Below are 13,655 nucleotides of genomic sequence, written 5' to 3' on the forward strand. Positions count from 1 at the left end.
CGGAGGCCCCGGGCGGACGGCGGGCCCGGTAGGGCGGTCCCGGGCGGCCGGGAGCTCCGGCGGCGGGCCGGCGCGCCGGACGGGCCCCCGGCAGAGGTGGGCGGGGAGGCGGCACGGAGATGGAGAGCGTTCCCGCGGTCTTCGCGGGCGTGGTGTTCACGCTGTTCGGAGCGGCGCTGCTGGTGTGGACGGCGATGCGGCTGCGGCACGGCGAACCCGTCGCGGAAGGTGTGAATCCCATCGCATCGGCCACCGTCGCGACGCTCGCGGGCGTGGCCGCGGTGTCCCTCGGCTTCTGGTGCCTGAGCCGCATCTGAACTCGGCATAGGCCACCGCCCGCGGGTAACTGAGAGGTGACGCTCCGCATAACGGCGAATCGGCAGGTCGTCGCTCCGGGCGGCAGGAACAGCGGAAGTCGGGTTACCGTTCGAGTGGCCGTTGCGGGCTTTTCCCGTTTGACACGGGGGCGGGAGGTACCGTCACACTCCGCAGCGTCAGCAGATGTCCACCGAGCGTCGACCGGAGAGAAGAGCGAAGTTGTCCCCGACCAGCGAGACCGCACAGGGCGGCCGCCGACTCGTCATCGTCGAGTCGCCTGCCAAGGCGAAGACGATCAAGGGCTATCTCGGGCCCGGATACATCGTCGAGGCGAGTGTCGGGCACATCCGTGACCTCCCCAACGGTGCCGCGGAGGTCCCCGAGAAGTACACCGGCGAGGTACGCAGGCTCGGCGTGGACGTCGAACACGACTTCCAGCCCGTCTACGTCGTCAACGCCGACAAGAAGTCGCAGGTGAAGAAGCTCAAGGACCTGCTGCGGGAATCCGACGAGCTCTACCTCGCCACCGACGAGGACCGGGAGGGCGAGGCGATCGCCTGGCACCTCCAGGAGGTGCTCAAGCCGAAGATCCCGGTGCACCGGATGGTCTTCCACGAGATCACCAAGGACGCCATCCGCGACGCCGTCGCCAACCCGCGCGAGCTCAACAAGAAGCTCGTCGACGCCCAGGAGACCCGCCGCATCCTCGACCGCCTCTACGGCTACGAGGTCTCCCCGGTGCTCTGGAAGAAGGTCATGCCGAGGCTGTCGGCGGGCCGCGTGCAGTCCGTCGCCACCCGGCTGGTCGTCGAGCGCGAGCGCGAGCGCATCGCGTTCCGCTCCGCCGAGTACTGGGACCTCACGGGCACCTTCGCGACCGGTCGCACGGGGGACGCCTCCGACCCGGCCGCGCTGGTGGCCCGTCTGACCACGGTCGACGGCAGGCGCGTCGCCCAGGGCCGCGACTTCGACTCCGTCGGGCAGCTCAAGACGGCGAACACCCTCCACCTCGACGAGGGGAACGCCCGCGCGCTGGCCGCCGCCCTGGAGCACTCGGCGTTCTCGGTGCGCTCCGTCGAGTCCAAGCCCTACCGCCGTTCCCCGTACGCGCCGTTCCGCACCACCACCCTCCAGCAGGAGGCCAGCCGCAAGCTCGGCTTCGGTGCCAAGGCGACCATGCAGATCGCCCAGAAGCTGTACGAGAACGGCTTCATCACCTACATGCGTACGGACTCCACCACGCTCTCCGACACGGCCGTCGCCGCCGCACGCGCGCAGGTCACGCAGTTGTACGGCGCCGACTACCTGCCGGAGCGGCCCCGCACCTACGCCGGCAAGGTCAAGAACGCCCAGGAGGCGCACGAGGCGATCCGCCCCTCGGGCGACCGCTTCCGCACCCCGGCCGAGACCGGCCTCACCGGCGACCAGTTCCGGCTCTACGAGCTCATCTGGAAGCGCACCGTCGCCTCCCAGATGAAGGACGCGGTCGGCAACAGCGTCACCGTGAAGATCGGCGGCCGTGCGAGCGACGGCCGGGACGCCGAGTTCAGCGCCTCCGGCAAGACGATCACCTTCCACGGCTTCCTGAAGGCGTACGTGGAAGGCGCCGACGACCCGAACGCCGAGCTGGACGACCGCGAGCGGCGCCTGCCGCAGGTCACCGAGGGCGACGCCCTTGCCGCCGAGGAGATCACCGCCGACGGCCACGCGACCAAGCCGCCCGCCCGCTACACCGAGGCGTCCCTGGTCAAGGAGCTGGAAGAGCGCGAGATCGGCCGTCCGTCGACCTATGCGTCGATCATCGGCACCATCCTCGACCGCGGCTACGTCTTCAAGAAGGGCACCGCGCTGGTGCCCTCCTTCCTCTCCTTCGCCGTGGTCAACCTCCTGGAGAAGCACTTCGGGCGGCTCGTCGACTACGACTTCACCGCCCGTATGGAGGACGACCTCGACCGCATCGCGCGCGGTGAGGCGCAGTCCGTGCCGTGGCTGCGGCGGTTCTACTTCGGTGAGGGCGGCCCGGAAGGCGCCCAGAGCGCCGCCGCCGCGGGGAACGGCGACGGCGACCACCTCGGCGGCCTCAAGGAACTCGTCACCGACCTGGGCGCGATCGACGCGCGCGAGGTGTCCTCGTTCCCCGTCGGCAACGACATCGTGCTCCGTGTCGGGCGCTACGGCCCCTATGTGGAGCGCGGTGTGCGCGACGAGGAGGGCCACCAGCGCGCCGACGTGCCCGGGGACCTCGCCCCCGACGAGCTGTCCGTCGAGTACGCGGAGGAACTGCTCGCCAAGCCCAGCGGCGACTTCGAACTGGGCACCGACCCGCACACGGGCCGTCAGATCGTCGCCAAGGACGGGCGCTACGGGCCGTACGTCACCGAGGTACTGCCCGAGGGGACCCCGAAGACCGGCAAGAACGCGGTCAAGCCGCGGACCGCCTCGCTGTTCAAGTCGATGTCCCTGGACACCGTCACGCTGGAGGACGCCCTCAAGCTGATGTCGCTGCCGCGGGTGGTGGGCACCGACCCGGAAGGCGTGGAGATCACCGCGCAGAACGGGCGGTACGGGCCGTACCTGAAGAAGGGCACCGACTCGCGGTCGCTCCAGAGCGAGAACCAGATCTTCGACATCACCCTGGACGAGGCCCTGGCGATCTACGCCCAGCCGAAGCAGCGGGGGCGCGCGGCCGCCAAGCCGCCCCTCAAGGAGCTGGGCGAGGACCCGGTGAGCGGGAAGCCCGTCGTGGTCAAGGACGGCCGGTTCGGGCCGTACGTCACCGACGGTGAGACGAACGCGACACTCCGGGCCGCCGACAGCGTGGAGGAGATCACGGCCGAGCGCGGGTTCGAGCTGCTGGCCGAGAAGCGCGCCAAGGGGCCGGTGAAGAAGGCGGCCAAGAAGGCGCCCGCGAAGAAGGCACCGGCCAAGAAGACCGCCGCCAAGAAGACCGCCGCCAAGAAGACCGCTTCGGCAAAGCGGGCGGCTCCGTCGAAAGGCGAGTAGCCGCTCCGTCGAAGGGCGAGCAGCCGCTCTGCCGAAGGGCGAGTAGCCGCTCCGTCGAAGGGCGAGTAGCCGCTGGTCGCGGGCGCGCCCACCCGCTGGACGGGCGGGCCGGCGTGCACGGGTCCGGTTGCGGGGCCGGCTGATCGGCCCACCCCCCGGCCGCGGCCGCCGGCGGCGCCGCACGGCGTGCGTCCCCGCTGGAGCCCTCGCGAGGGGGAAGACCCTTGGGACCGTGCAAAGCGCGGGCGAGCGTCGTGGTGTCGGTGGGGGCCGATAGGCTGGACGGATGACGCGAGCCGAGCATGCAACGGCCCCAGACGACGCCCTGGTCGCGGACTCCCGGGAGCGCGCCGTCCGTGCCCTCCTGCGCGTACCCGCGCTGAAACGCCTGTGGAGCGCCCACCTCGTCGGCGGAGTGGCGGATGCCCTCGCCCTCCTCGCCCTGGTGGTCCTCGTCCTCCAGGCCGCCATCGCCGAGGGCTCGTTCGGCGGTGGGTACCGCGGCGTCGCCTTTGCGATCGCAGCCGTCTTCGCCGCCCGGATCGTGGCGACGCTCCTCTTCGGCGCCGTCCTGCTCGGACCGCTCACGGCCCTCACGGCCCCCGACGGTCCCCTCGACCGCCGCTGGACCCTGCTCTGCGCCGACGGGCTGCGCGCCGTGCTGCTGATCATCGCGCCCCTGTGGATCGACTGGACCCCCGGCGACGCGCCCGCGCTACTGCTCGTCACCGCGTTCGTGACCGGCGTCGCCGAGCGGTTCTGGACGGTCAGCAGGGAGAGCGCCGCGCCCGCCCTGCTGCCCCCGCCGCCACCGGAGGGCGCCGCCGTGCGGCCGCTGCCGGACCACATGGACGCCCTGCGCCGCCTCTCGCTGCGCACCAGCTTCGTGGCGCTGCCGCTGGCCGCCGCCGTACTGGTCGCAGCAACCCTCGTCAGCAACCTCCTCGCCACCGGCATCGACTGGTTCGGCGAGCACCAGGCCGCCCTCGCGTCGTACGTGGCCGCCGGCCTCTTCGCCGCGTCGCTGTCCATCCTCACGTTCCTCGAACTGCCCAGCACCCGGACGCCGCGCCCGAGGTCCCCGCTCGAAGGACTGCGCCGCCCCAGGACACCGGACGGCGTCGACAGGGGCCGCACCGGCGCCGTACCGCTCCTGGTGTTCGCCTGCGCCGCCGTCGCGGGCGCGATCGCCGCGGCCGTCGCGGTCGCCGTGCTGCACGCCAAGGACCTCGGCGGCGGCCCCGTGACCTTCGGCCTGCTGGTGCTCGCCCTGACCGGCGGCACCACCCTCGGCATCCGCACCGCGCCCGCCGTGCTGCCGTCCCTGTCCCGCCGCAGGCTCTTGGCGTTCGCGACCGCACTCACCGGTGTCGCGCTGCTCGCCGCCGGCCTCGTGCCCGACGTCGCCACCGTCCTCGGCATCGCCACCGTCGCCGGCCTCACCGCGGGCATCGCGGCGAACACCGGCCACACCCTGCTCGGCCAGGAGACCGAGGAGGCCCGGCGCACCCGCACCACCGCCCATCTGCACGCCGTGGCACGCGTCTTCGTGGGCGTCGGCGCCCTGCTGGCGCCCGTGCTCGCCGGCGCGATCGGCCGGCACCGGGTGGAGAGCGGCAAGTTCGTCTTCGCGCACGGCGGGGCCGCGTTCGTCCTGATGCTCGTCGGCGCCCTGCTGCTGCCGGTGGCCGCGCTGCTGCTCGCCAAGGTCGACGACCGCTCCGGCGTCTCGCTGCGGCACGACCTGCGCGACGCGGTACGCGGCGCCGACCCCGTCGAGGCCCCGGCGGCGACCGGCTTCTTCATCGCCCTGGAGGGCGGGGACGGCGCAGGGAAGTCCACCCAGGCGAAGTCGCTCGCCGAGTGGATCCGCGCCAAGGGGCACGAGGTCGTGCTCACCCACGAGCCGGGCGCCACCCCCATGGGCAAGCGGTTGCGCTCCATCCTGCTCGACGTCCAGTCGGCGGGCATCTCGCACCGCGCCGAGGCCCTGCTGTACGCGGCCGACCGCGCCGAACACGTCGACACCGTCGTGCGGCCCGCGCTGGAGCGCGGCGCCGTCGTCATCTCCGACCGCTACATCGACTCCTCCGTGGCCTACCAGGGCGCCGGCCGCGACCTGTCGCCCACGGAGATCGCCCGGATCTCCCGCTGGGCGACGGACGGCCTGGTGCCGCACCTGACGGTGCTGCTCGACGTCTCCCCGGACACCGCGCGGGAGCGGTTCACGGAAGCACCCGACCGCCTGGAGTCGGAGCCCGCCGAGTTCCACGCGCGCGTACGAAGCGGCTTCCTCACCCTCGCCGCCGCCGATCCCGCCCGCTACCTCGTCGTCGACGCGGGCCAGGAGCCGGAGGCGGTCAGCATGGTGATCCGCCACCGCCTGGACGCCGTGCTGCCGCTGTCCGAGGCCGAGGTGAAGGCACAGGAGGAGGCCCGCAAGGCCGCCGAGGAGGAGGCCAGGCGGCGCGCGGAGGAAGAGGCCAGGCGCAAGGCCGAGGAGGAGCGCCTGGAGCGTGAGCGCCAGGAGGAGCTCGCCAGGCTCCGCGCCGAGGAGGAGGCGCGCAAGCAGCGCGAGCTGGAGGAGGCGCAGCAGCGCGAGGCCGAGCGTCAGGCCGCGGAGGCCAGGAAGCGCGCGGAGGAGGCCCAGCGTCGCGCCGAGGAGGAGCGCGCCCGCGTCCTCGCCGAGGAGAAGGCACGCGCCGAGGAGGAGCAGCGCCGCCGCCAGCGCGCCGAGGACGAGGCCCGGGTCCGTGCGGCCCAGGAGGCCCGGCGCGCCGAGGAGCAGCGGAAGGCCGAGGAGGCTCTGCGGCGCGCGGAGCAGGAGCGGCGTTCCGGTGGCGCGGGCGGTGCGGGCGGTGCCCCGGGCGGCTCGTGGCCGGATCACCGGCCGGACGCCGGCCCGGCGGACCCGGGACCGAACCGGGACGGCGGGCACGGCCCGGCGGCCCCGGGCGGCCCCACGGCCACCGCGGGCACCGGTGGTGCGGCGGGTGCGTCGGCCTCCGGTGCGCCCGGCTCCACGGTGTACCGCTCGCCGGACGTGGTGGAGACCGTGCCCACCCCCGTCGTCTCGCCGCGGGAGGCCGCCGAGCGGCGCAGCCCGAGCCGGGAGTCCGAGGACACCGCGGTGCTGCCGCGCCCCGGCGCGAACGTTCCGGGTGCCGTGGACGAGACGGCCAAGCTGCCGCCCGTACGCGACGCCGACGTGCCGCACCCGTCCGAGGGCCCGGGCGACCGGGTACCGCCGGGGTACTTCCGCGACGAGCAGCAGGAGGCAGCCCCGGGCGCGGGGCTCACCGGCGCGAACGACAAGACCCGCGAGCTGCCCCAGATAGACCCCGAGACGGGCGCGCCGCGCTCCCGGCCCCGTCCCGACTGGGCCGAGGAGACTCCCCTCGACGACCTCCCGACCCTCGCCGACGAACTCCTCGGCCCCCATGAGGACGAGGACGACGGCCGGGGCCGCCGGGGCCGCGGGGGCCGCGGACGCTGACGATCGCGGTGTGGCGATCGCGGGGGCGGCGAACGGGGTGCCGGGTTCGGGTTCGGGTTGCCGAGGCCGGGTTGGCGGGGCGGGTCGGCGGGTGCGAGTGCGGGTGCCGGGTTCGGGCTGCTGGGCACGGTTGCCGGGTTCGGGTGCGCGCGAGCTACTGCGGGATCGGTGCGGGCGGCGTGCGCGCCGGTGTGCGGGTCGGTGCGGGGGCCGGTGCGCGGGCCGTGCCCGGGCGACTTCGTGGCCCGCGAGGTGCCGGGTTGCCGGGTTCGGCGGATTCGGCGGGTCTGCCGGGTCCGCCGGGCGTCGGGTCCGCCGGGCGTCGGGTCGGCCGGGTCCGCGGGCCGGCCGTTCCCCGGTGGCTCCGGGATGTCGTGCGTCGGCGCCGGGGGTGCTGCAGTCCCGTGATCCAGCGGTCGCCAGGGGGCGAAGGCAACGGCGACGGCCCGGGCCCGCGTCGGCCGGCCCCCGGATGTCAGACCCCTCCCGCACAATGAAGAACGACCGATGAACCGCGACGAGCCCGTGCACCGCGACGAGCGCCGACGGGCCGAAGCCGAGAGGGGGGAGACCTCATGTCCGTGTGGGACGACCTGGTGGGCCAGGAGCAGGTGAGCGCCCAGCTCACCGACGCCGCGCGGGATGCCGACGCCCTCGTCACCGCCGTGGAACAGCAGGCCCCGCCCCCCGAGGCATCCAAGATGACGCACGCCTGGCTCTTCACCGGCCCCCCCGGCTCGGGCCGTGCCGACGCCGCGCGGGCCTTCGCCGCCGCCCTCCAGTGCACCAGCCCGGACCGCGCGCTCGGCGGCGTCCCCGGCTGCGGCTTCTGCGACGGCTGCCACACGACCCTGGTCGGCACGCACGCGGACGTGGAGATCGTCCGGACGGACCTGCTCTCCATCGGAGTCAAGGAGACCCGCGACCTGGTCCGCCGGGCCCAGCTCTCCCCCGCGGGCGGCCGCTGGCAGGTCATCGTCCTGGAGGACGCCGACCGCCTCACGGAAGGCGCGGGGAACGTCCTGCTGAAAGCGGTGGAGGAGCCCGCCCCCCGGACGGTCTGGCTGCTCTGCACCCCCTCCGTGGAGGACGTCCTCCCCACCATCCGCTCCCGCTGCCGCCTGCTGACGCTGCGCACCCCCTCCGTGGCCGCGGTGGCGGACGTGCTCGTCCGGCGTGACGGGATCGAGCCCGCCGTCGCCGAGTCCGCAGCCCGAGCCACCCAGGGCCACATCGACCGGGCCCGCCGGCTGGCGACCGACGAGCGCGCCCGCGCCCGCCGCGCCACCGTGCTGAGGCTCCCCCTCAGGGTCGACGACGTCGGCGGCTGCCTGAAGGCGGCCCAGGAACTGATCGACGCCGCCGCGGAGGACGCCAAGCAGGTCGCCGAGGAGGTCGACGCCAAGGAGACCGAGGAGCTGAAGACCGCGCTCGGCGCGGCCCAGGGCGGCCGGATGCCACGCGGCACGGCCGGCGTGATGAAGGACCTGGAGGACCGGCAGAAGCGCCGCAGGACCCGCACCCAGCGGGACAGCCTGGACCTCGCCCTGACCGACCTCACCGCCTTCTACCGCGACGTGCTCGCCCTCCAGCTCGGCTCCCGACTGGCCCTCGCCACCACCGACATGCAGGACGCCTTGGAGCGCATCGCCGACGCCAGCTCGCCCGAAGCCACGCTCCGCCGGATAGAGGCGATCGGAGCCTGCCGCGAGGCGCTGGACCGCAATGTCGCCCCGCTGCTCGCGGTGGAGGCGATGACGCTCGCGCTCCGCGCGGGCTGACAGGGCACGAACTCCGCGCGGCTCACGTGGACACGGGCTCCGGGACACGGGCTCCTGGGCTCGGGCACGGCGGCGCGGTGCCGTAGGCGGCACCGCACCCCGACGCCCCGGGGAAGCCGTAGCCGTCCGCGCGCCCCGGAAAGCCGCGGGCCAGCGGCCCCGGCACCGATCCCACCACCGACCCCGCTAACGCCCTCGACACCGATCCCGCCAGCAGCCCCGGCACCGGCCCGCCCTGTTACCTTTTTCGCGGTCCTGCAAGAGGGCCGCCGGCCTCCGGCCCCGGCATGACTTTTGCCCCTGGAAGCCGTGCCCTCCGGACGACGGGCGGCCGGGAAACCCAAGGCATGGGCACACGCGGCCCCGCCGCACAACCAGTGGGCGCCGCCGCCGTCCCCACGGCACCACGGGCTGCCACCGCACCACGGGTTGCCACCGCACCACCGGCAGCCGCCGTCCCCACGGCACCACGGACCGCCGCCGTCCCCACGGCACCACGGACCGCCGCCGTCCCCGCCGCACCACCGGTAGTCGCCGACGCCACCGCACCACCGACACGAGCGCCCCCACCGCCCACCACCCCGACCGGCCCCCACCACTCCACCGTCCACACCTATGCGCCACGCCCACGATGGTGGCGACCCGGGTGCCACACAACGCGACCAGTCCATTGCGCAGCGTTAAAGTCGCCGAATGAACACCAGCCGCCGTCCCGGCCGCTCCACCAGCCCCAGCGCACGCGCGCACCCGACCGACCCCACCGCTCCCGGACCCGGCACCGGCCGTGCGTCCGCCGGCCGCGCTGCCCGGCTCGGTTTCCTCCGTACGGCGGGCGCCCTGTTGGCCGCCGGCGGCCTGCTCGTCTCCGGTTGCTCCTCCGGGCGCTCCACCGCCCAGGAGGCGGCGGTGGAAGCGGTGGTGGCACTGCCGGAGGCCACCCCGAGGGCCCTGGCTCCGTACTACGGCCAGCGGCTGGGCTGGCGCGCGTGCAGCACTCCCGGCTTCCAGTGCGCCACCATGAAGGCCCCGCTGGACTACGCCGAGCCGGGCGCGGGCGACATCAAGCTGGCCGTCGCACGGAAGAAGGCCACGGGCCCGGGCAAGCGGCTCGGCTCGCTCCTGGTCAACCCGGGCGGGCCCGGCGGCTCGGCGATCGGCTACCTCCAGTCGTACGCCGCGCTCGGCTACCCCGCCGACGTCCGCGCCCGCTACGACATGGTCGCCGTCGACCCCCGGGGCGTGGCCGACAGCGAGCCCGTGACCTGCCTGGACGGCAAGCAGATGGACACGTACACGCAGACCGACACCACACCGGACGACAGCCGTGAGCGGGCCAAGCTGGTGTCGGCGTACAAGACGTTCGCGGCGGGCTGCCGACGGCACTCCGCCGCGGTCCTGCCGCACGTCTCCACCGTCGAGGCGGCCCGTGACATGGACATCCTGCGCGCCGTGCTGGGTGACAAGAGGCTGACGTACGTCGGCGCGTCGTACGGCACCTTCCTCGGCGCGACCTATGCGGGCCTCTACCCGCGGCGCGTGGGCCGCATGGTGCTGGACGGTGCGATGGATCCGACCCTGTCGGCGCGCCGGATGAACCTGGAGCAGACGGCCGGGTTCGAGACCGCCTTCGAGTCGTTCGCCAAGGACTGCGCCCGCCGCTCCGACTGCCCGCTCGGCGACGCGCCGGGTTCCGGCACCGGTGACGACACCAGCACCAGCATCGGTACGGACCGGACGGACCGGACGAGCGGTACCGCCGCGCCGGGCACCGCCGGCGACGACCGGGCGCACGAGGGAGCGGCACCCGGCAGGAGGACGACACCCGCCGACGTGGGCGCTCACCTGAAGTCGTTCTTCCGGCGGCTGGACCGTGCACCGCTGGCCGCCGCGGGCCCGGGCGGAGCAGGGGGAGCGCGCGGATCACAAGGTGCGGGGGACTCCGGAAGTTCCACGGGTTCCACGGGTGCCGGTTCCGGCGGTCACCGCGGCTCCGCGCCCGGGGGCGGCCGGATGCTCGGCGAGGCGCTGGCCACCACCGGAGTGATCGCCGCCATGTACGACGAGGCGGCCTGGCCGCAACTGCGCGCCGCCCTCACCTCCGCCATCGAGGACGGCGACGGCTCAGGACTGCTGGCCCTCTCGGACAGCTACTACGAACGGGAGGACGACGGCCGCTACGCCAACCTGATGTTCGCCAACGCCGCCGTGAACTGCCTCGACCTGCCGCCCGCCTTCACCACCGCGGACCAGGTCGCCAAGGCCCTGCCCGACTTCGAGAAGGCGTCCCCCGTCTTCGGCGAGAGCCTCGCCTGGGCATCCCTCACCTGCGCCTACTGGCCGGAGCACGCCACCGGCCGGCCGCACCGCATCGAGGCGGACGGCGCCCCGCCCATCGTCGTCGTCGGCACCGTCCGCGACCCGGCCACCCCCTACCGCTGGGCCCGCGCCCTGGCCGCCCAGCTCTCCTCCGCCCGCCTCCTCACCTACAACGGCGACGGCCACACCGCATACGGCCGCGGCAGCACCTGCATCGACGGCGCGATCAACCGCTACCTCGTCTCCGGCACCGCCCCGAAGGACGGCAAGCGCTGCTCGTAGCCGCACGAACCGCGCGCTCGGGGCGCGTACGGAGCACCCCTGGAAACTGTGTAGACTTGGCGGCGCAACTGATCGCACCATGAGTGCGACACGCACGCCGCCTTAGCTCAGATGGCCAGAGCAACGCACTCGTAATGCGTAGGTCTCGGGTTCGAATCCCGAAGGCGGCTCCATCAAACCCCAGGTCAGATAGTCGCTGACCTGGGGTTTTCTGTTCGTTGGGGCATGGCGGGGCACACGGCCGGGGTGCCGTGGGATTGCTTGCGTGGGCGGTGCGTGAGTGGAGGGGAGGCGGCCCTATGTCCGGGCGCCTCTTCCGTCGGCCCTTCCTCTTGCCCTCGGCCTGGGCCTTCTTGGCGCGCTTGGCCTTCTTCCTCGTTCTCCTAGCCTTGTGCGCAACCCTCTTCGGCCTCCGCTTCGCGTTGGAGCCGCCCCAGCTTGCCCTGGCCTCGGCGGCGCTCTTGCCCACGCGGGGGCAGAACGCCCTGGTAGGTGTCACGCGTGATCCGGTGCGGGGAACCCGGCAGCGACCGTCATCAGTCGGGGAGGGCGGCTCGCACCGGTCTTCCTGCGGCCGGACCTGCCCGGCCCGGTCCGGCTCCCGGCGCTCGCCGTGGCTCGTCTGCCTGTGTGCCTGTGTGCCTGTGTGCCCGTGTGCCCGTGTGCGCGGGTGCGAAGGCGGGGGGCGTGCTCCATGCAGGTCAGGGCGTATGTGGCATGTGCCGCGATGAGTTCCGGGTGGGTCGCGAGTCTGTTCTGGTGACTGTTGCACGGCGTCGTACGACGCTGCTCGGCACGAGACACCACGGAGGACACCATGACGACCACGCCCGGCAACGCGAGCGGCGGTATCCCCGGCAGGCCGCCGGTCGTCGACCTGGCCACCTGGCAGGCGGTGCGCGAGGAGCTGCTGGTCCGTGAGAAGGCGCACACCCGCGAGGGGGACGCGATCGCCGCGGCCCGGCGGCGGCTGCCGATGGTGGAGTTCGACGGGACGGTGCGGGTCGTCGGGCCCGACGGGCCGGTCCCGTTCCTGGACCTGTTCGAGGGCCGCGACGAGCTCGTGGTCTACAAGCACATGTGGTACGACGGCGCGCCGCACCAGGGGCAGTGCGAGGGCTGCACCACCACGGCCTGGCACCTGAAGGACGCCGTCTACCTCAACGCCCGCGGTGTCTCGTTCGCCGTCCTGACCACGGGCGCGTGGGACGAGGTGGCCTCCTACACCGAGTTCATGGGCTACACCCAGCCCTGGTACTCGGTGCGTGACGTGGACGCGCCGATCGGCGGCGACATGGGGCACATCACCTGCTTCCTGCGCGACGGCGACCGCGCGTTCCTCACCTACTCCACGACGGGCCGTGGCAACGAGCGGGTCAACGGGTCCCTCGGCCTGCTCGACATGACTCCCTTCGGTCGCGGCGAGGCGTGGGAGGACAACCCCGAGGGCCGGCCGGAGGGGCGCGGCCCGTGCTGGTCCTGGCGCTCGGACGCGGACGGGAACGCCACCTGGGGTCCGACCAGCCGCCCCGTGCCGCAGTGGACCCGCCCCGGCGCGACTCCCGTGGAGACACTGGGCCGGCGCGGTCACCACCACTGACGTGCCTTCGCCGGCCGCGTCGGCGGGAACCGGCGAGCCAAGGGCCGACGAGCCAAGGGCCGACGAGCCAAGGGCCGATGAGGCAAGGGCTGGTGGGAAGGGCTGGTGGGGAAGGGGTGGGGGGAGGCAGGGGGCGGTAGGGGAGAGGTTGGGGGGAGGCAGGGGTCGGTGGGGCGGGGCTGGTAGGCGCAGGGCTGGTAGGGATGGGGCCGGTGGGGCAAAGGGTGACGAGACGGTGGTCGTGTTCGACCGTGGACGTCCGCAGCGGGAACACCGGCTCCACCATGTGCTGACGGTCGCCGAGGCCAAGCGGTTCGGCCGTTCTCCGCACCGAGTCACCCCGTTCTCCGCGTAGGGCTACCCCTTGTCCGCCCGGGGCGGCCCCTTGTTCGCGCGGGGCGGCCCCGTTTCCGCGCAGGACGGTCCCGGCCGCGTTCGCGGGGCGGACGCTACCGCTGATCGGCCGTGCCGTGGCCGCGCTGGGCGCCGTCATGGCCGAGCCGGGCGGCTGACTCGCACCGGTCTCGGGCCGGGCGGTGAGCCGGGTCCTGTGCGGCCCGACGAGCCCAGGGGCACACACGCTGTTCGTGCCGCGATTCGCCGAGGTCCCCTACCGGTCCTCGCGTGCTGTCCCTAACGTCGCAGAGGTCGTCGCGGCGCGCATCGTGCCGCCCGTCCCCGACGAGCCCGGGAAGGAGACCCGCGCGGGTGCCCAGCGCAAGGAGCAGTACGTGTCCCTCAGCACCTCCTACGTCACCGGTCGGAAGGCCGCAGCCCTCGGCGGCACCAACCGCATGGGACGCGCCGTCGCCCGGCTCCGGTGAACCCGCCCACCGGATCCCCGCCCACCGGACCCCCG

At 73.8% G+C, this 13,655-nt stretch carries 7 protein-coding genes and 1 tRNA gene; all 8 read left to right on the top strand.

Annotated features, from left to right (window positions below):
- The first annotated feature begins 119 nt into the window (after positions 1 to 119).
- The 8 genes from IE313_RS25760 to IE313_RS25800 all read left to right on the top strand — a co-directional run bounded on the left by IE313_RS25760 (position 120) and on the right by IE313_RS25800 (position 13,620).
- Positions 120 to 317, top strand: a complete 198-nt coding sequence (locus IE313_RS25760) for a hypothetical protein (protein ID WP_189936241.1) — start codon at positions 120 to 122, stop codon at positions 315 to 317.
- A gap of 220 nt (positions 318 to 537) precedes the next feature.
- Positions 538 to 3,321 (top strand): type I DNA topoisomerase, encoded by a 2,784-nt coding sequence (gene topA / locus IE313_RS25765; RefSeq protein WP_189936243.1) that lies wholly within the window; start codon positions 538 to 540, stop codon positions 3,319 to 3,321.
- 286 nt (positions 3,322 to 3,607) lie between these two features.
- Complete coding sequence (gene tmk, locus IE313_RS25770; protein ID WP_189936245.1) at positions 3,608 to 6,817, top strand: dTMP kinase; 3,210 nt, start codon at positions 3,608 to 3,610, stop codon at positions 6,815 to 6,817.
- A 575-nt stretch (positions 6,818 to 7,392) separates the two neighbouring features.
- Positions 7,393 to 8,598, top strand: coding sequence for a DNA polymerase III subunit delta' (locus IE313_RS25775; protein ID WP_189936247.1), 1,206 nt, complete (start codon positions 7,393 to 7,395; stop codon positions 8,596 to 8,598).
- A gap of 693 nt (positions 8,599 to 9,291) precedes the next feature.
- Positions 9,292 to 11,196 (top strand): alpha/beta hydrolase, encoded by a 1,905-nt coding sequence (locus IE313_RS35510; RefSeq protein WP_229924953.1) that lies wholly within the window; start codon positions 9,292 to 9,294, stop codon positions 11,194 to 11,196.
- Between the two features lie 96 nt (positions 11,197 to 11,292).
- Positions 11,293 to 11,369 (top strand) — tRNA-Thr (locus IE313_RS25790).
- Between the two features lie 644 nt (positions 11,370 to 12,013).
- Positions 12,014 to 12,796 carry a DUF899 domain-containing protein gene (locus IE313_RS25795; RefSeq protein WP_189936249.1) on the top strand — a complete coding sequence of 261 codons (783 nt, stop codon included), beginning with the start codon at positions 12,014 to 12,016 and terminating at the stop codon, positions 12,794 to 12,796.
- A gap of 587 nt (positions 12,797 to 13,383) precedes the next feature.
- Positions 13,384 to 13,620 carry a hypothetical protein gene (locus tag IE313_RS25800; RefSeq protein ID WP_189936251.1) on the top strand — a complete coding sequence of 79 codons (237 nt, stop codon included), beginning with the start codon at positions 13,384 to 13,386 and terminating at the stop codon, positions 13,618 to 13,620.
- Positions 13,621 to 13,655 lie beyond the last annotated feature (35 nt).

Origin of the sequence: Streptomyces sulfonofaciens (assembly GCF_014656295.1) — a bacterium.
Lineage (GTDB): Bacteria > Actinomycetota > Actinomycetes > Streptomycetales > Streptomycetaceae > Streptomyces > Streptomyces sulfonofaciens.

What these genes read in the sequence shown, in the direction of transcription:
- IE313_RS25760 (WP_189936241.1), top strand. Translation starts at nt 120, where the DNA reads ATGGAGAGCGTTCCCGCGGTCTTCGCGGGCGTGGTGTTCACGCTGTTC.
- tmk (WP_189936245.1), top strand. Translation starts at nt 3,608, where the DNA reads ATGACGCGAGCCGAGCATGCAACGGCCCCAGACGACGCCCTGGTCGCG.
- IE313_RS25775 (WP_189936247.1), top strand. Translation starts at nt 7,393, where the DNA reads ATGTCCGTGTGGGACGACCTGGTGGGCCAGGAGCAGGTGAGCGCCCAG.
- IE313_RS35510 (WP_229924953.1), top strand. Translation starts at nt 9,292, where the DNA reads ATGAACACCAGCCGCCGTCCCGGCCGCTCCACCAGCCCCAGCGCACGC.
- IE313_RS25795 (WP_189936249.1), top strand. Translation starts at nt 12,014, where the DNA reads ATGACGACCACGCCCGGCAACGCGAGCGGCGGTATCCCCGGCAGGCCG.